This is a genomic window from Peribacillus simplex, from assembly GCF_001578185.1.
Taxonomy (GTDB): Bacteria; Bacillota; Bacilli; order Bacillales; family DSM-1321; genus Peribacillus; species Peribacillus simplex_A.
Window position 1 is genome coordinate 2,970,876 of the sequence record NZ_CP011008.1, and the last position, 26,456, is coordinate 2,997,331.

General features: G+C 38.0%; 18 protein-coding genes and 7 pseudogenes. 5 read left to right on the forward strand and 20 right to left on the reverse strand.

Features of this window, described 5'->3' with window-relative positions; genetic code table 11:
- Window positions 1–4: 4 nt before the first annotated feature.
- Both UP17_RS13730 and UP17_RS13735 read right to left on the reverse strand, forming a co-directional pair.
- On the reverse strand, window positions 5–1,807 hold the full coding sequence (locus tag UP17_RS13730; protein ID WP_061463511.1) for a cache domain-containing sensor histidine kinase: 1,803 nt from the start codon (window positions 1,805–1,807) through the stop codon (window positions 5–7).
- A 254-nt stretch (window positions 1,808–2,061) separates the two neighbouring features.
- A pseudogene (locus UP17_RS13735) lies at window positions 2,062–2,472 on the reverse strand (iron chelate uptake ABC transporter family permease subunit); the annotation flags it as partial.
- A gap of 159 nt (window positions 2,473–2,631) precedes the next feature.
- Between UP17_RS13735 and UP17_RS26605 the strand changes: the two are divergent.
- Window positions 2,632–3,965 (forward strand): IS3 family transposase gene (locus UP17_RS26605; protein ID WP_155727271.1). Its coding sequence is split into 2 segments (ribosomal slippage): window positions 2,632–3,004 and window positions 3,004–3,965, totalling 1,335 coding nucleotides; the frame shifts between segments, so codons are not numbered across the junction.
- Between the two features lie 80 nt (window positions 3,966–4,045).
- On the opposite strand, the pseudogene UP17_RS26610 reads toward UP17_RS26605, so the two are convergent.
- The 8 genes and pseudogenes from UP17_RS26610 to UP17_RS13780 all read right to left on the reverse strand — a co-directional run.
- Window positions 4,046–4,289, reverse strand: a pseudogene (locus UP17_RS26610) (alpha/beta fold hydrolase); the annotation flags it as partial.
- A 426-nt stretch (window positions 4,290–4,715) separates the two neighbouring features.
- Window positions 4,716–5,239, reverse strand: a pseudogene (locus UP17_RS29560) (EamA family transporter); the annotation flags it as partial.
- Window positions 5,240–5,280: 41 nt separating this feature from the next.
- Window positions 5,281–6,897, reverse strand: a complete 1,617-nt coding sequence (locus UP17_RS13755) for an FMN-binding glutamate synthase family protein (RefSeq protein WP_061463513.1) — start codon at window positions 6,895–6,897, stop codon at window positions 5,281–5,283.
- A gap of 47 nt (window positions 6,898–6,944) precedes the next feature.
- The gene (locus UP17_RS13760) at window positions 6,945–7,574 is read right to left on the reverse strand and encodes an NAD(P)H-binding protein (RefSeq protein WP_061463514.1); all 630 of its coding nucleotides are present in this window, start codon (window positions 7,572–7,574) and stop codon (window positions 6,945–6,947) included.
- Between the two features lie 647 nt (window positions 7,575–8,221).
- The gene (locus UP17_RS13765; protein WP_034307388.1) at window positions 8,222–8,404 is read right to left on the reverse strand and encodes a YolD-like family protein; all 183 of its coding nucleotides are present in this window, start codon (window positions 8,402–8,404) and stop codon (window positions 8,222–8,224) included.
- Between the two features lie 503 nt (window positions 8,405–8,907).
- A pseudogene (locus tag UP17_RS13770) lies at window positions 8,908–9,375 on the reverse strand (flotillin domain-containing protein); the annotation flags it as partial.
- A 280-nt stretch (window positions 9,376–9,655) separates the two neighbouring features.
- Window positions 9,656–10,753, reverse strand: a complete 1,098-nt coding sequence (locus UP17_RS13775) for an L-dopachrome tautomerase-related protein (RefSeq protein WP_061463516.1) — start codon at window positions 10,751–10,753, stop codon at window positions 9,656–9,658.
- 410 nt (window positions 10,754–11,163) lie between these two features.
- Complete coding sequence (locus tag UP17_RS13780) at window positions 11,164–11,547, reverse strand: VOC family protein (RefSeq protein ID WP_061463517.1); 384 nt, start codon at window positions 11,545–11,547, stop codon at window positions 11,164–11,166.
- Between the two features lie 174 nt (window positions 11,548–11,721).
- Here UP17_RS13780 and UP17_RS13785 point away from each other — a divergent pair.
- Window positions 11,722–13,120: pseudogene (locus tag UP17_RS13785) on the forward strand (IS110 family transposase).
- 221 nt (window positions 13,121–13,341) lie between these two features.
- Here UP17_RS13785 and ltrA read toward each other — a convergent pair.
- The 5 genes and pseudogenes from ltrA to UP17_RS29565 all read right to left on the reverse strand — a co-directional run bounded on the left by ltrA (window position 13,342) and on the right by UP17_RS29565 (window position 17,549).
- The gene (gene ltrA / locus UP17_RS13790) at window positions 13,342–14,559 is read right to left on the reverse strand and encodes a group II intron reverse transcriptase/maturase (RefSeq protein WP_250211670.1); all 1,218 of its coding nucleotides are present in this window, start codon (window positions 14,557–14,559) and stop codon (window positions 13,342–13,344) included.
- Window positions 14,560–15,204: 645 nt separating this feature from the next.
- Window positions 15,205–15,711, reverse strand: a complete 507-nt coding sequence (locus UP17_RS13795) for a hypothetical protein (protein ID WP_061463518.1) — start codon at window positions 15,709–15,711, stop codon at window positions 15,205–15,207.
- A 110-nt stretch (window positions 15,712–15,821) separates the two neighbouring features.
- Window positions 15,822–16,334, reverse strand: a pseudogene (locus UP17_RS13800) (IS4 family transposase); the annotation flags it as partial.
- Window positions 16,335–17,127: 793 nt separating this feature from the next.
- The gene (locus UP17_RS13805) at window positions 17,128–17,310 is read right to left on the reverse strand and encodes a hypothetical protein (protein WP_061463519.1); all 183 of its coding nucleotides are present in this window, start codon (window positions 17,308–17,310) and stop codon (window positions 17,128–17,130) included.
- Window positions 17,311–17,450: 140 nt separating this feature from the next.
- Window positions 17,451–17,549, reverse strand: a complete 99-nt coding sequence (locus tag UP17_RS29565) for a hypothetical protein (RefSeq protein WP_155727527.1) — start codon at window positions 17,547–17,549, stop codon at window positions 17,451–17,453.
- Between the two features lie 281 nt (window positions 17,550–17,830).
- Between UP17_RS29565 and UP17_RS13810 the strand changes: the two genes are divergently transcribed.
- Both UP17_RS13810 and UP17_RS13815 read left to right on the forward strand, forming a co-directional pair.
- Window positions 17,831–18,283 carry a hypothetical protein gene (locus UP17_RS13810; protein WP_061463520.1) on the forward strand — a complete coding sequence of 151 codons (453 nt, stop codon included), beginning with the start codon at window positions 17,831–17,833 and terminating at the stop codon, window positions 18,281–18,283.
- A gap of 13 nt (window positions 18,284–18,296) precedes the next feature.
- Window positions 18,297–18,596, forward strand: coding sequence for a DUF2653 family protein (locus UP17_RS13815; protein WP_061463521.1), 300 nt, complete (start codon window positions 18,297–18,299; stop codon window positions 18,594–18,596).
- 168 nt (window positions 18,597–18,764) lie between these two features.
- Here UP17_RS13815 and UP17_RS26625 read toward each other — a convergent pair.
- Window positions 18,765–20,098, reverse strand: a protein-coding gene (locus UP17_RS26625) for an IS3 family transposase (RefSeq protein WP_155727271.1) whose coding sequence is annotated in 2 segments (ribosomal slippage) — window positions 18,765–19,726 and window positions 19,726–20,098 — 1,335 coding nt in all. Because the reading frame shifts where the segments join, the coding sequence is not laid out codon by codon here.
- Between the two features lie 287 nt (window positions 20,099–20,385).
- Between UP17_RS26625 and UP17_RS13830 the strand changes: the two are divergent.
- Window positions 20,386–21,668: pseudogene (locus UP17_RS13830) on the forward strand (IS4 family transposase).
- Window positions 21,669–21,970: 302 nt separating this feature from the next.
- Here UP17_RS13830 and UP17_RS29735 read toward each other — a convergent pair.
- From UP17_RS29735 to UP17_RS13845, 4 genes are all read right to left on the reverse strand, one after another.
- Window positions 21,971–22,057, reverse strand: coding sequence for a hypothetical protein (locus UP17_RS29735; RefSeq protein ID WP_434218699.1), 87 nt, complete (start codon window positions 22,055–22,057; stop codon window positions 21,971–21,973).
- A 581-nt stretch (window positions 22,058–22,638) separates the two neighbouring features.
- Complete coding sequence (locus tag UP17_RS13835) at window positions 22,639–23,718, reverse strand: Ger(x)C family spore germination protein (RefSeq protein WP_061463522.1); 1,080 nt, start codon at window positions 23,716–23,718, stop codon at window positions 22,639–22,641.
- On the reverse strand, window positions 23,715–24,779 hold the full coding sequence (locus UP17_RS13840) for a GerAB/ArcD/ProY family transporter (protein WP_061463523.1): 1,065 nt from the start codon (window positions 24,777–24,779) through the stop codon (window positions 23,715–23,717). Before UP17_RS13840 ends, UP17_RS13835 begins: the two co-directional genes overlap by 4 nt.
- Window positions 24,772–26,100: a spore germination protein gene (locus UP17_RS13845; RefSeq protein ID WP_081108826.1), complete on the reverse strand. Its 1,329-nt coding sequence runs from the start codon at window positions 26,098–26,100 to the stop codon at window positions 24,772–24,774. The genes UP17_RS13840 and UP17_RS13845 overlap by 8 nt, the downstream gene beginning before the upstream one ends.
- Window positions 26,101–26,456 lie beyond the last annotated feature (356 nt).

The following is a 26,456-nucleotide window of genomic DNA, read 5'->3' on the forward strand; positions in this document are numbered from 1 at the left end:
TTGTTCATCTCCTTTCCTGAAGTAAGTCTTTATCCTTCCCAAGGTCGGTCTTAATCGGGATCCTCATACTGACGGAAAACCCTTGTCCGTCATTCGAATCTACTTTCATTTCTGCACTTGGTCCATACCCTAGAAGCAGCCTGTCACGAATATTCTTCAGGCCTATATGTTCATGCGAATAAGTCCCTTCGTAAGGGGGTGTATAGATATGTTCCCGTAGAGTCTGAAGCTCTTGTTCCGTCAGACCCGGACCATCATTCTCTACAGTAAAGCACAGATCGTTTCCTTGTTTTTCACCATTAATGGACAAATGAGCGTTGCTGTAACCTTCCTCATACGTGTGTTTAAAGTAATTCTCTGCTAGGGGCTGCAGAACCATACTTGGAATTGTCATGTCCAAAATGGACTCATCGATATTGACCGAGTAACTTACATTTTTACCAAAACGCTCTGTTTGAAGGGAGAGGTACGCTTTTGTATACTCAGCTTCATCCCTAACCCGTACCCATTGATCTGCCTGCATTGAGTAGCGCATCATTTTGGACAGCGAAGTCAGCAATTGATAGACCTTTGGTGCATTCGACCTGAGGGCAACAGCGCCGATGGATTGTAAAGCGTTAAACAAAAAATGAGGATTAACCTGTGATTTTAACGCCCTGAATTGGTTCTTCCTGTTTTCAATTTCAAGCTTATATTCACGGTCAATGTGGGAATTGATCCGGTTCATCATGTCCTTCATGTGTGACTCCAAATGGCCAATTTCATCGCTTTTGGTATCATCAAAGGGGACATTCATATTTCCGCCTTCAATGGAGCGGACTTTGCTGCTCAGCCTCGTAATGGGACGGGTAATCCTATTTGAGATAATGCATATCATCAGCAAACCCAGTATTCCTACGCCGATGCCGACAAGGATATTGGTATAGGCGGTTTTCCTGACATCTTCAAATAAAGCCTGACTCGACATGACCTTAATCAATTTCCAGCCGTTCAGTGACCCTGATAACTCCTTTGATAAGATAATATCGTCATCATGCCGGCTCCGATTCCCATCAAGACGTTGCTTTTCATCGGTAGGAAGAGGTTTTCCAATCAGGGCACGATCGTTTGCATACATGACGCGATCTTTTGAATCAATAAGCAAAACAGAAGATTCGTCTCCCTGGACAAGGTTATTGCAAATGCGGGCGTACTCGCCCAAATCAATGTCGATTGTAATCATCCCAAGAAACTTTTTAGAAAGAACGTCTATAATTTTGTGGTGAAAAGTCATCACCATCGTTTTGTCCGATTTTGGAACAATGGCTGCATTATTGTAATTCTCAAGAGTGTGGGGCGGCTCAATCAAATATTGTGAGTCAGATGTATACAGCTGTTTGATCGGGTCCTGGTTAAGAAAATTCGGCTGATACCTGTGTGTGCTGATCATTGCATTATAGACAGTAAATGACTCATTGTTTTTAGCAATATAGAAACGGATTTGCCGGAATTCTTTTCTCATTAGATAAAAGGTTTCGAGACTCTTTTTCATGGTCATAGGGCTGAAATAAATGGAGTCTTCGAAGCCATTATTAAAAATCCGAAACAGATCAGGGTTACGGTACAGAATATATGGAAAATCAACCATGTCGTCAAAATACTGCTCCAGTTCATCCGCATTCTTCTGAAGCTGCTCCCGGCTGTTTTCAAGTTCATACTGCTCCACACTGTTTTTTGTATAAGTGTAGATGAAAAAAACGGACAGGAAATAGGGCAGAACGATGAAAATCAGCAGCATGATCAATAAACGGCTTTGTATACTTTTCACAGGAGGCACCCCCTTTCGCAGAAGGCTCTTTTTTTAGTCTTCTCACTTTAGCATCCTAAAACTATATCAAATCAAAAAACCAAGTCAATCATGCTTAAGTAGGATTCGTGTAAGTGCATGTATCGTTATATATCGCAGTTCGGGCTTATATTATGTTCTAATCTGCGCTGCGCCAGAGTTTTAAGAAGATAAGGCAAACAAAAAAGCTGAAGACATCTTCAGCTTTTACAAAAATTGTGCTTTTTCTCCTACTTCTACATCAACAAATACATAATATAAGGAGCCCCTATTAAAGCGATCATAATCCCCGCAGGTATACCTTTGGGTTCAAGTATGTTTCTTCCGATGGTATCTGCCAGAAGCAGCAGCCAGGCGCAGATCAGAATCGCTACCGGCAGGAAGAGCTGATTTCGAAATCCGACCAGAGCTCTTGCAAAGTGCGGAGCCCTGAGCCCGACGAAGGCGATGCCTCCTGTGACAAGGACAGCTGCTGCTGCAAGCGCAGCCCCCCCCATGGAAGGATGGCCCAAATGAAAGGCCAGTCTGCACCCCATATGTTCCCTGACAGCCAATTTGCAATAAAAATCCACCTTTTGGCGATCAGCAGATGAAATAAGGACAATCACTAGACCTGAGAGGGCCATAGAAAATCCCACCCCGGTTAATTCAACTTTGACTGGCTGCCCGGAAATGGGAAATAAATATAAAAGTAAGCCTTTGTCACTTGAACTATACCCCGGATAACGGACACACATAAAAAAGTGTCCCTTATCCGGGTTTTTTTATGTTTCAATAGATGTAATGAGTATGGACGGAGGGTTTCTATGAGTAAGAATATATATACTGAATTTCAGATTAAAGAACTTGAAAAGAATCCAAATATCATTAGTGCTTCCGAGCGATCTATTTCCTATAGTCCGGAATTTAAAACAAAAGCTGTTAAGGAATATAAAAAGGGGAAAGCCCCCTCTCAAATTTTCATTGACCAGGGAATTAATCTCGAAATAATTGGAAAGAAACAACCCAAACGTTGTCTACAGCGCTGGCGTAGTACCTTTGAAAGGTTTGGTGAGGAAGGCTTCCTTACGGAACGCCGTGGAAAAGGAAGTACAGGACGCCCCACTTCCAAGCCACAGTCTGTAGAAGATCAACTTAGGAAGGCCGAGGCGAGAATCAAATTCCTTGAAGCAGAAAATGACTTCCTAAAAAAGCTGGAAGAGCTAGAAAGGCAGGCTCTGAAAAAGAAATGATTCTAACTGCTGCTGAGAAGTTCTATCTGATTGAAAGGACGATCAGAATACACCAATTAAAGAAGGCTGTTTCTTATCTATGCAAATTGGCTGGTGTAAGTCGAAGTGGCTACTATGATTGGTTAAAGGCAGCTCCTTACCGTGAGCTTCGTGAAGAACAGGATGAATTGGACATAGAATTGATCAGAAATATTTTCATCAGTAAAAAGGAAAAAGTAGGCGCCCTCCAAATCAAAATGATTATGGAGAATGACTACTCGGCCGTCATGAATCATAAGAAAATCAGACGGTTGATGACAAAATATAATCTCCTAGCGAAAATCAGAAGGGCCAACCCGTATCGGAAGATGGCCAAGGCAACCAAGGAGCACCTTACTTGTCCAAACCTCCTTAATCGTGAATTCAATCAGGAGGTGCCAGGGAAGGTCCTGCTTACTGACATTACCTATCTTTATTATGGGAAAGGCCAAAAAGCGTATTTATCCTGCGTAAAAGATGCCGCCACAAAAGAAATCGTTACGTACCATTTATCTACTTCATTAGAAATGGATATCGTTTACGAGACTTTAAATAAGCTAAAGCAGGCTGTGTGTCACGAGTTCCATCCGAGTGCAATCCTTCATTCTGACCAGGGGTTCCATTACACCCATCCGCTATTTCAACGCAAAGTGAAGGAACTTGGGATAACCCAATCCATGTCCCGCAAGGGAAACTGTTGGGATAATGCGCCAATGGAAAGTTTCTTTGGCCACTTTAAGGATTTGGCAGAATATAAAACATGTACTAATTTAACGGATGTGAAGGAAGAAATTGATCGAGTTATTGAAGAATATAATGAACATCGTTATCAATGGGGGCTAAGGAAAATGGCCCCAGTACAATACCGGGACCATTTATTAGCTGCTTAGGCACTTTTTTATACTGTCCGTAAAATGGGGCACAGTTCAACTTTGGGCAAAGGCTCCTTTTTTGACGAGTTTCTTCTATATTAATCTTTTAGAAATGTTAGCAACGCTTCATTAAATTCTTTTGGGGTGAGTTGCGTTTAATCCATGCGGACCACCCTTTATTAGAGCGGGCTTACTACCAGGAATGGAATCAAATGTACGTTTTCCACTTAACTCAAAAGGTACAGTTTCATCAGAGTCACCGTGAATAATAAGAGTAGGTATATTGAACTTTTCCAAGCCCCTTCTAAAATCTGTTTTACTAAAGGCCGTTATATAATCGAGCTATCATCATCCCTAAAACAAAGAAAATGAAATCCTGCGAATAAGCAAGTATTTGTTAGAAAATCGCATTAAACTGATGAGTGGAAAAGAAAGAAAGAGGGATTTGAAAATAATATTGAAATATCCATAAAAATTAGACCCTTTATCTATAACCATTTTAAGATATGGCTGTTTTCACATACTTTGTTGCTATTTACCAGGTAGTGAGTTGTGGTTGATTTCCCCTCCAGATGCTCGCTTTCCTTGGTGCGGGCGGTGAGCCTCCTCGGCGTAAACGCCTGTGGGGTCTCACCTGTCCCGCTGCTCCCGCAGGAGTCTCGCACTTCCACTCCAATCAACCTTAAATAGTTTCGTTTTAAAAACAACTATCTTTACGAAAAGAGCCTAAAATATAAAACAGTGGGAAATGAATGCTTCCCACTGTTTCTAACGTTCAGCTGGTGTTTTCATTAATTGTTTTGATAAGTTGACTGATCTAATTTCACTAACAAATGTAGAGCCTAATCGTAATATCCCACCCAGCATTTGAACGATTGTCATTTGTTCTAGCAAGATAATTGCAGAAATCAATATAGCTACAAACGGATCTACATAACTTAGTATAGCTATACTCTGCGTTTTTTATTTTTCCATACAAGGGAAAAATAACCAAAAACCAATCCCTGTATTGATGATCCCTAAAATTAAAATAAAAGGAATGGAAGAACTTAATACTTCAAAAATACCAAAGCCTTCAGTAAGGAAAACATATGGCATTAGAAGTAATGTGGTTGTTCCAAGCTGAATGATGGTCAGCTCTAACTTTCCCATATTTTTAATTAATTTATTTAAAAGCAATAACGCTGCATAAAATGAGCTGCGATTAATCCAAAGGAAATTCCAATAATATCATCTGATCTGGATGCACTCACGCCTTTTCCTACAATCATTAACATACCAATGATCGCTACAAATTTCGCTTTTCTTCAACATTTTAAAAAAAAACAACTTTCTATTTCTCCACTTTTTCCTTATTTCTTAATTTCTCCACTTTTTCGGGAGTTAGGGTGATGTCCCGGACAGGGGAAACTCTTCCCCACTCATCCTTGTGAACGATGTGTTTTCGTTCAAATTTGGTCGGAGTATCTATACCTGCGGCAGCTGCAAGGTTAAATAGCCCCTCGCGGAGGGAAATCACGTAATTGGCGACTCGGTATTGTTTTTCCTCAATAACCAGACCATCCTGCAACTTTGAATCAGTTGTGGCTACTCCTGCAGGGCAATGGTTTGTATGGCAGATTTCAGCCATGATGCAGCCAACGCTAATCATAAAACCGCGGGCTATATTGACTAAATCTGCCCCCATCGCTAAAGCGACCGCCACTTTATCTGGAGAAGTCAGCTTGCCTGATGCAATCAGCTTGACCCTGTTACGTACACCATATTTTTTTAACATCTCATCTACAAGTGGCAAGGCTGACATAATTGGGAGTCCGACTGCATCTGCAAGCTCCTGATAGGTTGCCCCAGTTCCACCTTCTCCGCCATCCACCGTGATAAAATCAGGTCCTTTACCTGTATCTCTCATGTTTTTCGTCATTTCCTCAAGTGCATCAAGATCCCCCACAACAATTTTGATACCGATAGGCTTTCCGCCTACATCCCTCATTCTTTCCACAAATTCGAACAATTCATTAAAATTCTTGAATTCATAGAACCGGTTAGGGCTATTGATCGTTTGGCCAGGTTCCACTAGGCGAATTTGGGCAATTTCTTCTGTCACCTTTTGCCCTTCAATATGCCCACCTCTGATTTTGGCACCTTGTGCCAGCTTAATTTCAAATGCCTTTACTTGCTCGATTTCACTTTTCTTCTTGAATTCTTCCCAGGAGAACTCCCCACCTGCTGTCCTTACTCCAAACAGTCCCGGACCGATTTGCATTATGATGTCGGGATTTCCGGAGAGATGATATTTGGAAAGACCACCTTCACCAGTATTCATCCATGTTCCTCCTGCAAGCCCTAATCCTCTCGACAGTGCAGTGATGGCATTCTCACCGAGTGCACCGTAGCTCATTGCAGATTGTCCTACGAGCCCCTTTAATTTAAAGGGATTCCGGCATGTGTCCCCTCCGATTATGACAGCATCCTCGTCTCGTAAAAAGTACGGTTCTATTTGTCTATCTTCCCGCTTCTCCTTTCTGGTCAATAGACCTTCCTCATCTACTTCATATACCTTTGTATTGATTTTTTGGCTATTATCTATTCTTAATTCTTCCCGGAGATTGGGAAACATACTATTTCGAATATAGTATCCAGCCTCATTGAAGTCACGTTCCGATCCAAATCCGATTAAACGCTCCTTATATTTTCCTGCTTTTACAACATCCTCGAATTCCTTTCTTGAGAAAGGGGTGCCTTCATTATTATTTTCAAATAAATACTGCCTAAGTTCAGGTCCTATTTGCTCTGTCATGTATCTAATTCGGCCTATTAGGGGGAAATTCCTCAGGATTGAATGTTGTTTTTGTGTATCATCCTTTCGGTAAAAGTACGCTGCGGCCGCAACTGTCCCTAAAACGGCAGATCCTTTTAAAACTGTAGGAAGGTAATGTTTTAATTTGGACATTTTATCACCCTTTGCTTCTTATTTTTAGTGCAAGTTACTCGAGTAATCTATAATCTTTGGAGTGCTTCATGAATCAGAATTTCTCCAGAAGTTACATGGAACGTTTTATTATATACTTCTTTAGTATCCAGCGCTTTGACCAATACAGAAGCAATATCCTCCTTTGGTATCTCGCCTTTGTCATGCACAATTGATGGTCCAGCTTCAACTTTACCTATTCCCGGCTTATCCACAGGCATACTTGTCCGTATGACCGTATATGTAAGCTTTTCCTGTCTTAATAGCTCTTCTGAGTGGTACTTGACACCGTTTGTACTAGAATCTAAGCTCTCCATTTCTTTTTCTCCCATGGTGTTCATCAAAACAAAGCGCTTTACCCCATGTTTCTTAGCAGCCTCAACTGAGTCTATTACTGACTGATGGTCAACCAGTATTGGTTTGCCCTCCCCAGTCCGGGGACTGGCGCTACTCAGGTAGATCACTGCTTCACAGCCTGAAAAAGCACTGGAAAAATCCCTTTTTTCCAAAGAAACTACATCTCGTGCTCCAAGTTTAACCATTTCCTCAACTTTATTTTCTGCTCCTACCAGTGCTACCGGGTTATGGTGCCTGTCTGCCAGCTGTTTTACAACGTGCTCTCCGGTCATGTCCTCTGTTCCTATTACCAGAACTCTCATTTTAATACCTCCCTGCTAGTTTGATACTATCTATTTACCACTTTAAAGTTTAATGAAACAATTAAGCGTCTTCGCCGTATCGTTAATTTTAACGATTCTTTGATAGTCCAACTTCTTCAGTGGAAGCAATTAGGCTTTTATTGAACGTACGTAATCTCAAAATTAATAATCTGACATCAATTATTACTGAAGCTGTAGGAACTAGATTAGTAATTGGAATTAAATAAGAACGAAACCCAACTACTCTGCTCTTGTAAAATAAATTGGGTTTAATTTGGGTAATTATATAAAACTATACATTAAAGACGATTATTTCCTGGGGAAACAAAACCCGAAATTATCTATTAAAAATATTAATTTTTTATGTATTCACTCCATACATTCCATAGTTAATCGCACCATACTTTCTTACGAACGCCATATTGAGGAATTCCGCACGAAGGATACTGCCATCTATAAAGTATAAAAACTTTTATCAATCTGGAAATGAGGGGCCCTATTTTTTTCAAAACTGAAAAATTACTAACTACAGGAATGCTAAACTGACCAGCTTTCCATATATGAAAAAAGAACCTCTAGTAATATACTAAAGATTCGGGATTAATAAATGTTTTGTAATTTTAATATGTTAAATGAAAGCAATTAAATTAATAGATTTCCATAATACGAGATAAACGAATAGAGAAAATCTTTTGATTTTCATCTTTTAAGGAAAGAGTTTGTTCATTAAGGTTAAGTTTATGCAATTGACCCTTGCATGTTTTTAATACTCCTTCTTTATAATAAATGATGGTCGTTATGCCCTTTTTTTTCAACGATTTCAAGATCATCTGATTATCTCCCTTCTGTCTATTCAATCATTTATTTAAAATTGTATGATAATTGGTGCAAAACTATGAAACAATTAGGATATGTATATTATACAACGAAAATCGTAAGCGTTTTCATTATTGTTGTGAACAATTTGTGAAGGTTTGAACATTGGAATATTTTGGGGAAATTAGAGCAGGCTAGGAAATGGTAAAAATCCATGAAAAAAATGAATTTAAAGTGAATCGGCATTAAATTCTCGTCTGAGTTGGATAAAATTTCAATTTATAATCATAGGTGGATATGTATGAGTTGCAATTATTTTTTCGAGAACAGCAACTGGCTTTTGACAAGGGTGAAAAATCGCTTTTCCACTAACCATAGGTGCTCCATAAGAAGCCTTATCATAATAAAAATTAAATGTTCTTTTTGTCCCTTTAGTATAGGAAATAAAATATTCTCCTATTCAAAAAAAGGTAAGAGCATATTTGTGCCCTTACCTTTCTTCATTTATTCTTCACCGTTACTCTTCCTTGCTTGCTGCCATATTCATGCTCGCTTCGACATTCTCCTGGCTGATGGTGGTGAATGGTAAATTTCGTTTTCCTGAGAAATTCTCAAGCAAGTCTTTGACATCAATTCCCGAAGATGCCTTTAATGACTCTTGCAATGTTGCCATTAAATCCGTTGCATATCCTGTCACTTTATTAGCCCCGCCATTCGCACCGCTTCCGCCTGTGTCCACTACAGTGATTTTGTCTATATTACTAAGCGGGCTAGCAACTTGTTTTGCATATTCAGGCAGCATTTTCAAAATCATGTCCATTACGGCGGCTTGCCCGAACTGTTCAAAAGCTTCAGCTATTTTCTGCTTGGCTTCTGCTTCTGCTACCCCTTTTAACCTGATGATTTCCGCTTCTGTCGTACCTTGTGCCCTTTGGGCGTCCGCTTTAGCAAGACCGTCCATTCGAACACGTTCCCCTTCCGCTTTTGTAAAATTTCTTTGCCCGGTCCAAGTAATCCACATGAATTTCGAGGTGAACTAATCTTCCCATGTTTACCTCCTAGTTTTGATCAAAACTTTTCCTCTTACCGTAAGTTGATACTTATGTAGCTACATGCCTACGGTGCTTTATTTATATTTTAAAGTCTAAGATGAAGCAGGCTTTTCAATTTGAGTTAAGTCACCTCTTTATTATAGGACAGTTGCGGGAATATCTGACAAAAAAGGCAGCTCCCTGGTGGGGGATAGCTACCTTCGTTTACGATTACTATGAAAAGGTAGGAGCGGGGAATTCATCAATTCTCATACGAAGTAAACTATATGGTTTTTCCCGGAGGTCTCTTCCATAATGAAATCTCGCCTGCCGATGTAATTGATTCACAATGACATATAAGTATTGATCGGGGCCAATCGAAAAAGTATCCGGCCATAAAATTCTCGGGTCATGTGCGATGGTTTCCATTGCGCCATTCGGCAATATCTTCCGGATACTATTGTTTTCATAGTCTCCCGCATAAACGATTCCTTTTGCGCTGGTGATCATTCCATCAGACGCACCTTTTTCCCCAAAATACTGCACATATTGGGATAAATTCAGGTCCTGTATCCTTCTGTCTCTTAGGGATTCTGTTGAGATCGAGAACAGCTGACGGCTGGTAAGCGGAGCATAAAATAAAACCTTTCCATCAGGAGAAATCGCTAAACTATCGGAAGCCAATCTAAATGGGAAAGACGAGCCGTCCGGGTTTCGATTCATCAAAATTTCACCTTCTACTTTCGGTAAAAAATAGGGATCAGGTGAAGTTGATATTGCCCCATTTAAGCGTCTAAACGCGTTCCCATTTTCTAAATCTACGACAATAATAGCCCCTGGCCCTCTGGAAGAAGAATCCGTTATATATGCATAGCCTGCTCTTCCAACCCGAAAATCCAAACGGACATCATTCAGATAAGTTGTTGGCAAGACAACATCTTCTGTAAAGGTATATACTCTCCTTATTGTATTCGTGCTTAAATCAACAGCAACTAATTTTGCTCCCCCTTGAATAGGTTCAGAAAAATTTGGTGCCCCTGTATCTAGTACCCAAAGTGTTCCTCTTCCATCAGCAACGATACTTTGGACACTGACGAAAGACATCGTAATATTCCCAGTATTAACTAAATTGGTTTCTACACTGGGATAAGGCTGCAATTCACCCTCAACAATTTCTGCCACAGTAAATTGAACGTCGTCTCCCCATTTCGGAAAGCATACAAAAATACGACCGGTTTCGGAAACGCTGACACCTGTAGGCATAGCCCCATAAAAAGCATGCACCAGTTCAAACTGCCCAAAATATTTTTCCATAGGTAACATAGGTTGCATGATATCCTCCTCATCAAATCCGAACGGATATCACCTATATATGATGAAAATTTTTTGTAGTGCCTGGTTCTTGATAAATTTTTAAATCGTGATGGATGCTGTGGGTTTATTAGTGCAGGAGAAACATGGGAGTTTCGATAAAGTGATTCAAGCTTCCACTGGCTCTTCAAAGACGGGGAATGAGAGCGTCTGAATTTACGTTTGCAGTCAATTTTAGAACTAACATAAAAACTATTTTGATTTGCTCCCGTCCAGCAGCCTGGTTAGAAAATAAATCTGTCTCCTGCCATAAGAAAAGGCAGCTTCAGCAACCTGCCTTATTGTAGAGTTGACACAAACTGTGAAGTTAAAAGGAAGTGCGAAAAAAACTTAAGTAAAGGGAGTAGTGAGCCGGCTACTCCCTAAGAACATTAACCATTACAAATCATAAGTACATTACCATCTGGGTCTTGAAAGTTAAAATAAGCAAAACTTCCAATACGCTCTATTTCTTTAACAATGGCTATGTTATTACTCTTGATAAATTGGTAAGCTTCGTCTATATCTTTTGCGTAGAAATTAAATAAGACATTATTGGATGGCTTAAATATGAAATTAGGATCAAACGTATGGTCATCTAAAGTTAATCCAGTTTCACTTGTTACAGGAATATTGTAAACAGGTGATTCTACAGAGTCATTATTTCGTGAGATGCCAAGGAGATTGCAATACCATTCAACTGATTTCTTTAAATCATTAACATGAATAAAAACATTGTTTATTTTACTATTGATAGGAGAACTGGCTATTTTCATTGTTTTCCACCTTTCATTGAACCTTACCTAAAGAAATTCAACAAGTTTCAAAAACTCCCTTTAGAAGTTCATCATAATCCGAAAACACTGTGCTTGTAGAACTATCCTCGTATTATTAAGGTCAGCCAGTTATTTCTGGTTGAACAATTTTTTATATTTAGGAGGAGATAATAAATGAATCCAGTTGTTGGTCTGGATGTAGCGAAAGAAGAAAGTCAGGTTCAAGCATTCTTGGAGAAGAAGAAGCCTTATCAAGGCAGTTTTAAAGTTACGCAGAATATTGCCGGTACCCCTTAATCCTTCTAGTAGTATCATAGCTTCGCTTGTTATACGAGATCATTGTCCCAACCAGCCTAATCATGTTTCTACAAGTAGGGAGCGAACTGTTTAGTTGACGGGGTCCAAGCCCCGCGGGCAGGAACGTTCTACCCCGGCTACCGTAATCATATCCCGAAAACACTCTTTCACTTTCTGAGGGAAATAGAAAGTATAGCGGAGATCAAACCTCCGATTGTATTGGAATCTACGGGGCATTACCATACGCCCATTGTACAGTATTTTGAGGAGAGAGGTTACTTATTAATTATCGTTAACCCAACTCATTTCTTATCGTGCGAAGAGCTCAAGTTTACGCAAAGTAAAGACAGATATAATCGATGCACGTCACCTCTGCGAGCTGTACTATAAAGAGGATTTAGAGCCTTATAAAAAACGAGGGATACAACTCTTAAATCTTCGTAATCTTTCAAGACAACACGCAAATATAACAGGGATCTATGTACAAACAAAACTACAGTTTCAGGCTGTTCTTGATCAAGTATTTCCTGAATATAGAGGGGTTTTTGGAGATTTGTATTCGGTTGTTTCTTTGCTTACTCTATTAGAATTCCCTACTTCTGAAGACATATCAGCAGTCGATGAAGAAACTGTAGCAAATAGGATTAATGAACTTTGTCCAAGTCGTTCTAGAAAGTGGGCGAATACACAGGCAGAGAAACTTATGGCTGCCTCAGCTCGAAATCCTTTTCAGAGAACTTTATATCAGAGTCACATTTTAAGCCTAGAGATGTATATATAAATGCTTCTAGAATACCAAAAGCACCTATCCAGGTTTGAAGACGAGATAGATGCTTTGGCAAAAGAAATTGAAGAATATAAGATTATCCAATCCATCCCTGGAATCGGTGAAAAAATCGCTGCAACGATTATTTCTGAAATTGGAGAGATTGATCGGTTTAATCACCCTAAAAAACTGGTGGCATTTGCCGGAATCGATCCAAGTATCTTTGAATCAGGTAAATTTAAAGGCACAGTAAATCGGATTACCAAAAGAGGTTCTGGTAGACTACGACATGCCTTATATATGGCCGCTCGTTGTGCCATCCGTGATTGTCGCAAAAAGAAAACGACAGATGAAATCATCCCTCAGAACAAAAGATTACGAGAGTTCTATGATAAGAAACGTGAAGAAGGAAAGCCCTTTAAAGTGGCTGTGATAGCATGTGCCAATAAGCTTCTACAATGGATTTATGCACTATTACAAAACAACTCGACTTTCCAAGATCTAACCTAGTTTAAAAGTATAACTAAATAGCACAAAACTTTCCAAATACAGTTCATTGGAAGGTTATTTAACATGCACAAATTTAGTATAGCATGAAATATTTTAAGTTTTCATTGAAAAATGTTGACTAACTATTAGCTGGTTTAGTGCCATAAATCGAGTAGGAGGAGGCGCCTAGCCTCCGACCTCTCACACCACCGTACGTACCGTTCGGTATACGGCGGTTCAGTTTAAGTCTGACGTAGTTTTGTATATCGTTCATATAGATTTACTAACCCATGATGGAGCCAATAAACATTATTAAGGGTTTTGTCTAGAATAGGACTATGCGCTATGCGCCAATAACCCTTTCTGCTATTTCCCCATTCATATGCTTTTCCAAATGGGACGCCTAATCCTTTGAGTTTCCTCACCCTCGTTCTTGGCAATTTCCATTGCTTCCATAGGCACATCCTGAGTCTTCTTCGAATCCATGAATCTAAATTCTTCAATACGTTCGGAGTATCAATGAGGGCGAAATACCCCATCCAACCTCTAAGGTATTGCTTTAACTTATTTATTCGGAGTTCCATGGGTATCGGTAATTTTCTCGAGGTCATTTCCCTGATTCGTTTCTTTACCCTCTTCATCGTTTGTTTAGCCAGTAGAACCTTCGGGTTCTTCTTTGACTTCGTGAAACTAAAACCGAGAAACGTTCTGTTCCAAGGGCGATCATACTTCGACTTCTCGTAGTTGACCTTTAGCTTCAGTTTATTTTCAATGAATCTTGAGATATTTCCCATTGCACGTTTGGCGGCTTTTCGTGTCTTCACAAAGATAGTACTGTCATCCGCATACCTTACGAATCGAAGATTGCGTTTCTCTAGTTCTTTATCTAAATCGTCTAACATGATATTAGATAATAAAGGACTTAACGGACCTCCTTGCGGAGTTCCCTCCTCACTTTTATGAAAAAGTCCGCCTATCATAATGCCTGCTTGAAGGAAATTACGAATCAGTTTGAGAACTCGTTTATCTTCAATTTTCCGCTCTAACATTCCCATGAGCTTGTCCTGATTCACTTTATCGAAGAACTTCTCCAAATCCATATCCACTACCCATGTATAACCTTCGGTTATATAGGACTTTGCCTTTCGAACCGCCTGGTGCCCTTGTTTGTTAGGGCGAAATCCATAGCTATTCTCCGAAAAGGTTGAGTCATATATCTTGGTCAATATTTGGGCAATGGCTTGTTGAATGAAACGGTCTAGAACGGTTGGAATACCCAAAAGCCGAACTCCGCCGTTTGGTTTCGGGATTTCGATACGACGGACGGGCTGCGGTTGATAGGTACCCTGTAAAAGGGCTGTTTTCATGTTGTACCATTCGGTTGCGAGGTGCGGTCTCAGGTTTTGAACGCGCATTCCATCTACACCATGGCTTCCCTTATTTCTTTCTATACGCTTCAATGCCTATATTAAGTTTTCCCTCTCTAATATCTGTTCCATTAACATCGTTGATATCCTTTCTACGTGGATAAATGGTCTATTTGTGCCTTTATCTGCTCCACCCTTTTGAGGTTCCCCATGTATTCACCACTTCTTCCTTCAAATAAGTTCCATTAGGAATTGTTTGCTTCTTCGCAGATAACGAACGCCTAGTATTCATCCTCCTTAATCTGTTCGGTCCTTCCTTATCTTCTCGAGTAGACAAGTACTATGACCTCTGCTGACTTCTGATGATTCAGCTGTCCATCACTGGACAGGTTACCAAGTGTACTTGGCTGTCATCAGACCTCCCCAATCTTTCCCTCCATCTATCTGCTTCATTTACTCTGTACCACCTTCGGCAGTAAGGACTTTGTTTTGTTTCGCAAACTCATCCAATGATACCTAGCCTTATATGAAGTTCGTGTTCCTCAGACCGGAGGTTTGCCACTTGCTTCCTTCAGATTCCACGTCACCGTGGACACCCTTGCATTAAGCTAACCACTACTACTGCCTTCATGGTTCGGGACTTTCACCCTATAGATTGCACCCATGCCGGGCGCACGAAAAAGGTTGCCGCAGCAACCCTTTGTTAAACTATCGACCTTTTAGTTGAAGAATGGTTAATTAAAACTTAATGTTCAATAATTCTTTCATTTCAAGAAGAACATCAGAATGTTTTTCTTTTGATAGATACATCATTTTCTGTCCTGCTCCATTTGCTTCTTGCTTCTTTCCGTTCGGTTCTTGAAACATAATCCTTCCATCACTAAAAAAATTCATAGTGTATACTTTGTTATCCATGGTTTCTTTATCGGATAATATAAAAAAGTAATTCCCTTTTTTATTTAATTCTTTACTCTTCTCCAATAGCTCCTTATTAGGAGGTTGCACAACTTCCATTTTGTTCACTTTTTCTATAAAAGCTTGTATTTCATTAATATCTGTAATGACCTTTGAAGTTGACTCGGAAGATACACCGTCCTCATCAACACCTTGCACTAATAAAGTTGTATATTCATCTATATTAGGTATTTCTAAAATTTCACTTTTCGTTTTTGTAGTATCTAAACTACAAGCATTTAAGAATACTATCATTAAAGTGCAAAAAGAAAACATCTTGAAAAATCTCAAATTTCATCCCTCCATTTCTTCCTTCTACATTATATGAAAATTGGAAAATTATCCATGATTATTAAACTATCCTGCCCCGATAGTTTAAGTACTATCATTCACAATCTCAATAGAGTAGAACCTATTAATTGACCACTAAGTAAATCATATTCCAATTGGATTTTCACGCCTGCCGTATTACTACTCCCACCAGAACCTCGATAGTCAGTGGCGAAATGATCAGGCAGTTGAAAAACTGTCGCATCTAAAATACGGATACGATTGAAAGTAGAGATCATGTGTGCAGAAAGCGATTGATTTGAACAGAGTTTTTGTGTGAGAAGAGAAGTAAAGACTTCTCGAAGAAATGTGACAGCTGCTGGATTAAAGCGTTGATTCAGCCCTTCTGGGCTTATTAATACACCCGTCGAAGCCTCTAAACGACTACATAATTGCGTAAGTGATGTACTAGCGACTTCTTGGCTGAGCCAAACGCAAAGGGCGATAAGTCCATTTGCTTGATACTTACTAGATCGTTGTACAAAGCCCACCTGTTTGGCAGTTTCTTGTATGACAATTGGAGATAGAAAACGTTGTAATTCTTGTGCAAAAAGTGTCAGTTCACTGGAGATAATAGGATTCATAAAAAAACACCATCCTTTCTCGTAAACTTCTTACAATAAGAATAGCGTTATTTCATTCTTGAAGGTATTGTTTAAACTTAGCTTGATGGCGATGGGGTACCACCACATGCCCATCAAGGTAAGATATCATAATACCCCTAGAACGAAAATTTTGTGCATCTTACTCATTTTTATCGTTTTGGGGTAACTCGTTATTGTTAGCTTGATGGCGATGGGGTAGAGTCAGGAAAATCGGATTTACAACGCTAAGGAAGTTTTCCCCCAATAAAAAAACGATTTCTAGTTTAAGGAATCGACTTTTTTTATTTTCTTATTTCACTAACGCACCCGTTACTTTAAGTACATCTCTTCACAATCTTTTAACTAAATCGACGGTTCTTATTAATAGTTCCTAGGAGGGGTACCACCACATCGCCATCAAGCTAACAACATAAATTAATAGAGCCAAATAATATTGATTCAAAACTACCCAGTACTGGGAAATTAGGCATGTCAAAGAAACCTTGAAAAAAGCGATATTTTTTGCTAGGCAGCTTGTCTATCCTTCACCGTCGTTTGATACACAACCCCAAGAATATCAAAGACAGTCATCTTCTGTTGATTTAATGTGAAGAGCGATTAATGGAATCTCATCATAAAACATACATAGATGGAGGGAGATGAATTAAATAAAAAGAGAGTAAATCATCTTTTTTATTTGTTTGTCCTGAGAGAAAGTATTGATCATAGATAGGGGGTTCTGACGTAAAAGTGTTAAAATGTTGAAACAGCACCCCTGAACGGGTGCTGTGAATTAAACTAGTTCATCGTTCTGTTTTTTTAGGAACTTGTTTTCCAACTCTAATTGCTTCATTCGTCGTTGTAATCCTAAATTCTCTAAGTCTTTTTCTAACTCAGATGATAAATCAGTTCGTTCTTTAGCATTCTCCATTTGTTCTCTAGTAGTTGCAAACCTCTTTTGTTCTTTTGAATTCATATTAACAGCCCCTTTCCCGTGACTTTCTAGGTTCGATATAGCAGGTGGGAAATCCTGCAAAAAACACATTTACCTAGGAATGCAACCGGATTACCACAAAAAAAAAACATCCGTTTAGATAGGATGTTTTTATTCTACTCTTATTTCGTTTTCATCTTTATAGTCTGCCCCTGGCGAGCTTCAATTTTTCCCATGACCTTTTTATCTCCTAATATTTTATGTCTGTTTTCATTGACCAGGCTTTGAAAAGGAGGGGTAACTTTCTCGTAATGGCACTTCTTTCTTACTGTTTAGTTTAGTACGTAAACAAGTATCATTATAACGTTTAATTGAAAATCTTTTTACTTTTCTTAATCATTTATATTCACCCTAAAATTCACCTTAAAATTACATTAAAAATAGATGAAATTAGTAGAAATCTATAAATTAAGTGGTATAGTAACATCAAAATAAGCCTTCTAGGAAAGAAACTTTATTAAAAATTGGCTATATTAGATTAATAAAGACAGGAGTAATTGTAATGAAAAAATTGACCTTAATTTTTGTATTAATATTTGCAATAGCTTTACCAAATGTTGCTCAGGCAAAAGGATTTAGTGGTCATAGTTCTTTCAGTCACAGTTCTTCGTTCAGTTCTCATTCCAGTAGGGGCACATATTCAAGTGGAACTTATCATTCTGGATATAAGTCCCCATCAAGCAACGTTACAAGAACGCCATTACGTTCTAACTCTCACACGACTTATAACCAGACCCCACCTTCACGAACAAAAAGTATACTGACTCATGCTGCAGCGTTTGGAACGGGGGCACTTTTAGGCCATATGCTTCATCCATTTGGAGGAAATTATAATGGTGCATATGGAAGTAATGCTTCAAATGGATTTTCCTTTTTGGGAATTCTTGTGGATATACTTTTGATTTTAGTCATCATCTGGGTAATTAAAAACATCTTTACAAGAAGAAGATATTAAGGAGAAATTTAAGATGGAAGTACTATTTAATGAACAAGATCTTGTGGATAGTATTTGTATTTATATTGCAGTAAAAGAAAGCATCGAACCTCAACAGGTAGAAGTAGATTTGGAGTTTCACCCTTCTCTTGGGCTTGCTGCTTCTACTTTAGCATTAGGACGTGCCACACGATTGTATGAACAAGACATCATTGATGCTGTTGCAGTATACTTACAGGACTATCATCAGTTCGTTGCTGATCATTTACAAGTTAATTTATCCTTTTCTGAAAAGGATGGATTTACTGCATCTATCCAAGTATTAAATAATTAGTAATTAGTTTCGACAAGAAACTTCCGGACATTTGTGTACAGGAATTAATAGGTTCTCTCATTATAATTTTGATTCATTATAAAAAGACATATATAAATGTAAAATAAAAAGAAGCCTTAATCTTTATATTGAACTGTGCCCCATTTTACGGACAGTATAAAAAAGTGCCTAAGCAGCTAATAAATGGTCCCGGTATTGTACTGGGGCCATTTTCCTTAGCCCCCATTGATAACGATGTTCATTATATTCTTCAATAACTCGATCAATTTCTTCCTTCACATCCGTTAAATTAGTACATGTTTTATATTCTGCCAAATCCTTAAAGTGGCCAAAGAAACTTTCCATTGGCGCATTATCCCAACAGTTTCCCTTGCGGGACATGGATTGGGTTATCCCAAGTTCCTTCACTTTGCGTTGAAATAGCGGATGGGTGTAATGGAACCCCTGGTCAGAATGAAGGATTGCACTCGGATGGAACTCGTGACACACAGCCTGCTTTAGCTTATTTAAAGTCTCGTAAACGATATCCATTTCTAATGAAGTAGATAAATGGTACGTAACGATTTCTTTTGTGGCGGCATCTTTTACGCAGGATAAATACGCTTTTTGGCCTTTCCCATAATAAAGATAGGTAATGTCAGTAAGCAGGACCTTCCCTGGCACCTCCTGATTGAATTCACGATTAAGGAGGTTTGGACAAGTAAGGTGCTCCTTGGTTGCCTTGGCCATCTTCCGATACGGGTTGGCCCTTCTGATTTTCGCTAGGAGATTATATTTTGTCATCAACCGTCTGATTTTCTTATGATTCATGACGGCCGAGTAGTCATTCTCCATAATCATTTTGATTTGGAGGGCGCCTACTTTTTCCTTTTTACTGATGAAAATATTTCTGATCAATTCTATGTCCAATTCATCCTGTTCTTCACGAAGCTCACGGTAAGGAGCTGCCTTTAACCAATCATAGTAGCCACTTCGACTTACACCAGCCAATTTGCATAGATAAGAAACAGCCTTCTTTAATTGGTGTATTCTGATCGTCCTTTCAATCAGATAGAACTTCTCAGCAGCAGTTAGAATCATTTCTTTTTCAGAGCCTGCCTTTCTAGCTCTTCCAGCTTTTTTAGGAAGTCATTTTCTGCTTCAAGGAATTTGATTCTCGCCTCGGCCTTCCTAAGTTGATCTTCTACAGACTGTGGCTTGGAAGTGGGGCGTCCTGTACTTCCTTTTCCACGGCGTTCCGTAAGGAAGCCTTCCTCACCAAACCTTTCAAAGGTACTACGCCAGCGCTGTAGACAACGTTTGGGTTGTTTCTTTCCAATTATTTCGAGATTAATTCCCTGGTCAATGAAAATTTGAGAGGGGGCTTTCCCCTTTTTATATTCCTTAACAGCTTTTGTTTTAAATTCCGGACTATAGGAAATAGATCGCTCGGAAGCACTAATGATATTTGGATTCTTTTCAAGTTCTTTAATCTGAAATTCAGTATATATATTCTTACTCATAGAAACCCTCCGTCCATACTCATTACATCTATTGAAACATAAAAAAACCCGGATAAGGGACACTTTTTTATGTGTGTCCGTTATCCGGGGTATAGTTCAATATAACAAGGCTTCTTTTTAATGAGCTTCTCCTATAATTATAGTGTTTTTTATTAAGATACAGATTTAAGTTCCTTTGCTAAATGGGGTACAGCCACATCGCCATCAAGCTAAGGTGAATTTGTATCATCATAACGAAAAAAGCGCTATTCTTTTTGTAGAAATATACAGGAAGGATGGCGTTTTCTATGAGTTTTTCTGTTTCAGACGAAATGAATCTCTTTTCTCAAGAACTTCAAAACTACTTATCTCCGTCTTCTCTACAACAATTAGCTAAAAAAGTTGGGTTTGTTCAACGTACAAGTAAATATCAAGCACAAGAATTAATTGCTTTATGTGTATGGCTTAGTCAACAGGTCGCGAGTACACCACTCACACAATTGTGTAGCCGTCTCGAAGCATCTACAGGTGTCCTCATGAGCCCTGAAGGGCTTAATCAACGATTTAATGGTTCAGCCGTACAGTTTCTTCAACAAGTTCTAGCTAATCTTCTAACTCAAAGAATTCATTCAACACAAGAAATACTTCATCCATACTCCACGACTTTTAAACGTATTCGGATCCTAGATTCTACAACATTTCAACTTCCAGATAAGTTTGCTTCACATTATCAAGGTTCTGGCGGAAGTAGCCATACCGCAGGTGTTAAAATCCAACTTGAATATGACTTATTGAGTGGGAAGTTCCTCCACGTTTATGTAGGAGAAGGGAGAGAAAATGATAAAACCTTCGGTTCCACGAGTCTACTAACCATTCAACCGAAAGACTTATACATAAGGGATTTAGGGTATTTCGACTTACACGACTTACAGAAAATGAATGATGAAGGTGCTTACTATGTCTCACGTTTGAAGTTGAATTCTCGTATATATCGTAAGAATGATGAACCAGAGTTTTTTCGAAATGGGACTGTGAAGAAAGGTACTCTCTTTATTCAGTTAGACACGGAAGAGCTTATGAATCAATTACAACCTGGTCAAACACTTGAAATTTCAGAAGCATACATTGGGCTGTATCAAAAACTACCCGCCCGAGTGATTATTCATCGACTAACTGAGGTACAAACAGAGAAAAGATTGAAAGAACAAGCAAAAAAAGAAAAGAAGAAGGGCATTATCTATAGAGACCGAAGCAAACGATTAAGTGGAATGAACGTATATATTACAAATCTTTCTTTAGAAGACGTTCCAACGGAACATATTCATGAACTGTATTCGTTACGTTGGCAGATTGAAATTCTATTTAAGACATGGAAATCTTTCTTTCAAATTGACAAGTGCAAAGAGATTAAGAGGGAACGCTTAGAGTGTCACTTGTATGGGCAACTTATTAGCATTTTACTCTGTTCATCTACGATGTTTAGAATGCGCCAGTTACTTGACGGAAATGTCATCGTTATAACAAGAAAACGGTCTTTGATATCTTAGGTATTGTGTATGATTGTACGTCACAAAAACTTAAAGCTGCCTAATATTTTTTAAAAAAACCTATTTGATGGTTTTTTTGTCATGCGCATTTTTAGTGTTACCATAGCAAATTAAAGAGAACACACTTTTATATTATCTCTTGTGCGCTTAGCTTGATGGCGATGGGGTACCACCAGCAAAACGCGAATTTAAATTGCGAAGGAGATTTGTGTAAAAAATAATCGGTTCTCACCACGGTAAGGGTGTAACCGGTACTTATTTCTATTAATGGTTGTTAAACGGACGTAATGATTCTAAGGTAGTAATCCTTTTTTGATCAAATCGATACTCTAAAAGTTATATTTTGTTAACTTTGTTTCGCTATTTTCTTTCTAATCTCAGCAATCGATAAACCAGATTTCTTTAAGCTTTTAATAGTCTCTACTCTTTCCACTGCTGCTTCTCAAGGGTAACGACGTGTTAAGGTTTCATCTAATTGTTCAAATGGAATTAAATTAGATTCGGTATAATATTTTAATGTACCGTATCTCAAATCAGTTATTCGAGCCAGTTCACCGAAAGATATATACTCAGATTTAATGAATAAATATAAAACCAGAAAAACAGGAGAAGAAAAACGAATCGTTTTTCTTCTCCTGTTTTATTTTAGGGGCCGATTAGACAGCCCCTTTTCTCAATATTAGTATTCTCATTCATAGAAGCACAATTATGGAAAGCTCGGGTTGAATACTTGCAATCAAGGTTAAATAATAAAACTGTAAAATGAGTAGGTGATAAAAAGTCTGGATGTCCTTTCTTGATTTCATGTGTTTATTGGGAAGTTTCCCAAAGTACCTAATAATTAACAAGTACTAAAGTATTCACTATTTCTTAAAAGATTAAAAATATAAACTATCTGAAGTAGAGCATAAACTGTAGTATTTCCACTTCAAAAAGTGCACCATGATGCATGGGGCTCTTGATAATGATCATTTAAAATTAAAGCCTATCCATTTTTTATATGATATCCAATATCTATTTGTCAATTATATTCTTTAAATTTCCCTCGTTTTGTATTGTAGTATGAATGGTGAGCTTCATTTCTAGATTGGGATAATATTTCTTTCGCCAGTCCTTCAATTCCTCATAAGGAATTTTATTTCTGTAGTATTGTCCCAACCCGAAGACATCTGTTTCTTGCTTTTGAAATCGTTTCAGCATTCCATCAAAACGATTTGCCATTACCTTTTCCAGCTCTTTTTTAATTATTGCATTGGAAACTTTTCCCCTTCTCTCTTGAATAACTACATTTAAACGAATCGTTGAGAACATATATGGAATATGATTTCTTAGTTCACCTTTATGAAAACCTGTATTTCCAACAATCATGATGGTTGCATGTTCCATTACTTCTACCCTTCCCTTCATACTGTTCCCATGAAAGGCATTAAAAAGGAGGGTTTCTTTAGGATCCATTTTAGAAACTATTTTTCCTCTTTTCATCACTGCAGTACCTGTATAAGTAACTGCAGTATTTTCCCCTGATTTGACCATAGGAATTGCTACATTTTGAGTGTAGGAATTAAGGGCTCGATAAACATGCCATAGACGTGTTAAAGATATTTGTGGGGTCCAACCTGCATATTTCTCAAAAAAGTCATAAAGATTTATCCCTTTTTCTAGATTCTTTTTGAGTGCTAAGAAAAAAGAATCTATATTATCATCACATATTGCGATTAATGTTTTTGAAGATATTTCACGAATTCTCATAAACGTGTTAATCGGTTCTTCCATCCCGCCTTCTTCTACTAATTTTCGATCAAATATGATTATCCTTATGTGCAATAAGTCTACACTGCTTTCCATATTAGTTCTAATATCCTCTACAGCTTTTAAAATGGTTAACCCTGTTCCTTTGACAATTGCCTGTTTTTGAACACCCTCTGAAGAAATAGGAATTTGAAGTAAGACTTTGAATTTTTCTCCCTCTTTAGTAATTCCCATTGCAATCGGAAAGGCTCGATGGTTAATGTCTTTAATATCCCAGCAACCACTTAATGGCATCAAAATACATAGACTAAGTACTAGTTTAAAACAAATCATAATTCTTCTCATGATAGTCTTTTTCTCCTTACACCGATTAGGAATATAATTAAAGGGAGTACGATTAAAATATAAAATCGGAAAGAAGTATTCCACCATAGCAACTTCTCAGTCTCTTGCCAACTAGGAATACATAAGCTAATGATAAGAATGCTAACAGATAAGGCTACAATATGATATTTTTGCTTTAATCCCGGGAAATATTGACTCATTATTATAGAGGACTGCCATAAAAGTAAGGAAGTAAGCAACATGATAAAGGTAACTAGGCTTAACGCAAAAAACAAGGTTGCCCTGTCAAACATAAGCCATTGAAGCTGAACTGTATCCAATGTGGTTATAAAGGGAAAAAGCAGCGTACTAGCCGTTTCATTTCCAAAGGTTAAAAGAGGTAAATAAACGGATAAGAAAAAAAATGGGATAAGCAAAAAGACTGCAAACATGATTTTTTTAGAGTTATACGATATTTTTCCAGGAATAAAACCTAAAAATGAAAAAACAATGGCGAAAGAAAAAAAACTGGTATAAAAGGGAGGTTCTCGAAAAAAATTAAAGCCGGTGTCCATAATCGGAAAGGCATTATGCCAATCAACGTCTTGAAAGCAAATCGAAAGCATAAGTAAGATTAACGGGAAAAAGATACAGAATATTAATAAGGCTGTACGTAAGATGGTTTCGATTCCTTTTACGGCGATATAAGTTGAAATAAGAATCATTAATGTAATAATTGCCCATGTAGGAGTATTCGCTAAAAAGATAATGTTGGTCACTTCTGCATAGGCGCTAACAAGTTCAATAGTAGTTATAATTAAGTAAAGAAGAACAGGAAAAAGTAATGTGAAAGAAAAAGCTTTACCGAAGGTCTTTAAAATACCGATAATATCCTGTTTTGGAAAATAAGATAGACCCTTTAGGTACAGCCATAAAAATAGAATAAATATGACACATTGAATTAAAATCGGTTCCCAGTGACCTTTTTGTGTGCTGGCAATAATTCTTTCCGGATAAATGAAAAAAATAAGACCAAAATGAGACATTAACCCCATGCATATAACCTGAAGGCTTTTATCCAATTCCCCCCCTCCCCTTAGTTAAACTAGTGTATGGAATTCCAAATATCTCTCGACTTGCAAAGTAAGCGCTTATGAATACCAGACCGGATAATATGCCCAACACACCATAGATTGAAGCAAAAATAACAACTACATATTTAAGTAAGCGCAGGATTAACGCATTTTGAAACCCTACAACGCTTGAATTCGCTATCGAGGTTGCTGCTACAATGATAATTAACAGGTTGCTAACCAACTTTGCGTCTACTACTGCTTGTCCGATGACAATTCCCCCTACCATTGTTACCGTTGGACCGATGCTGAGCGGAAGCCTTATACTCGCTTCAATAATTAACTCTAAAATAAGGAGCATAATTGTAATTTCAACAAAAGGGGGATAGGGTATTCCCTCCCTGCTCTGAGCAATCGATAAAGCCAGTTCAATTTTTAATATCTCAGGATTTACAGCAACAAGGGCCACATAGAGAGCTGGAAATATAAGGGTAATTAAAGCGCCAACAACACGTAAAAATCGGATGGCGCTCATGATTGGGTAAGCATAGTTACGGTCATTCGCCTGGGCGAACATATCCCATAATAAATGTGGCAAGATAAGCGCAAAGGGAAAACCGTCAACGAATATAATGACCCTTCCTTTGTTTAAACCATCTACTGCTTCCAATGGCATTTCTGTGTTATTATACTGAGGGATAACCTCCCATTTCCGCACACCCATAAAACGACAAAGATCCTGAAGATAGAGAATATTTGTGTGTTGATTCATTTCAATATGTGAAATGATCTTTTTGATCACACCTTTATCTGCTCGGTCGTCCAAATAAACTATTGATAATTTCTTTTTTTGATCACTTCCTACCGTATAGGTTTTAACTGAGAGATGAGCAGAGGAAACTTTTTTTCTCACTATTCCTATATTTGTTGACATGTCTTCAATAAAAGAATCTAAAGGACCTTGTAATACGTTTTCATTAGCCGGTGGTTGAATTGACCGATTCAATTCTTTGGGAAGTGGTTCAAATAGCAACATTATATTTTTTTCTTTTGAATAAACAATGAGTTTACCTTGAAGAATAGACTCTATTGCTTCTTCACTATTTATTTCAACACCTTTTCTGTTGAAAAAAGTTCTTTTTACTTTTATTGAATGATTCACTTCGCTGGTATCCATATCTTTTTTTAATATTTCTTTTGTTTTTATAAGGTTAACTATTGAATGTAAACCAAGTAAAAGGACTGCTTCACCATCCAAACTAAACGGTTCTATGAAAAAGTCTTCTGCATCTTTAAAAGCCTCATTTATTTCTACTATTATTGAGTTCATGACTTCTCATTTTCCCTTTCAAATTTCATTATTTCTTATTTCATTTTCCCCCTTTGCTTGTCATTTATACAAATACCAAACTAGGTAAAATATGACGTCTGAGATATGTTTTTTAACGACACAACCACATATTCGCATATGCAAATTGCATTAGAAATAGTTCATTCCGAAAAGGGTGGTAGTAAGGATAATGAAACCACATGAACTCACGAGGATAATCTAAAAAGCAATTCTGTCAATTTCCCAGGTAGTAGTCTATATCAATGGAAGGAACTTAAAGCGTTGAAACGAATTACTAATACCATTTATCCTAAAATTAAAGAAAATTCTCACTGGTATTTTTGATAAATCGGAAA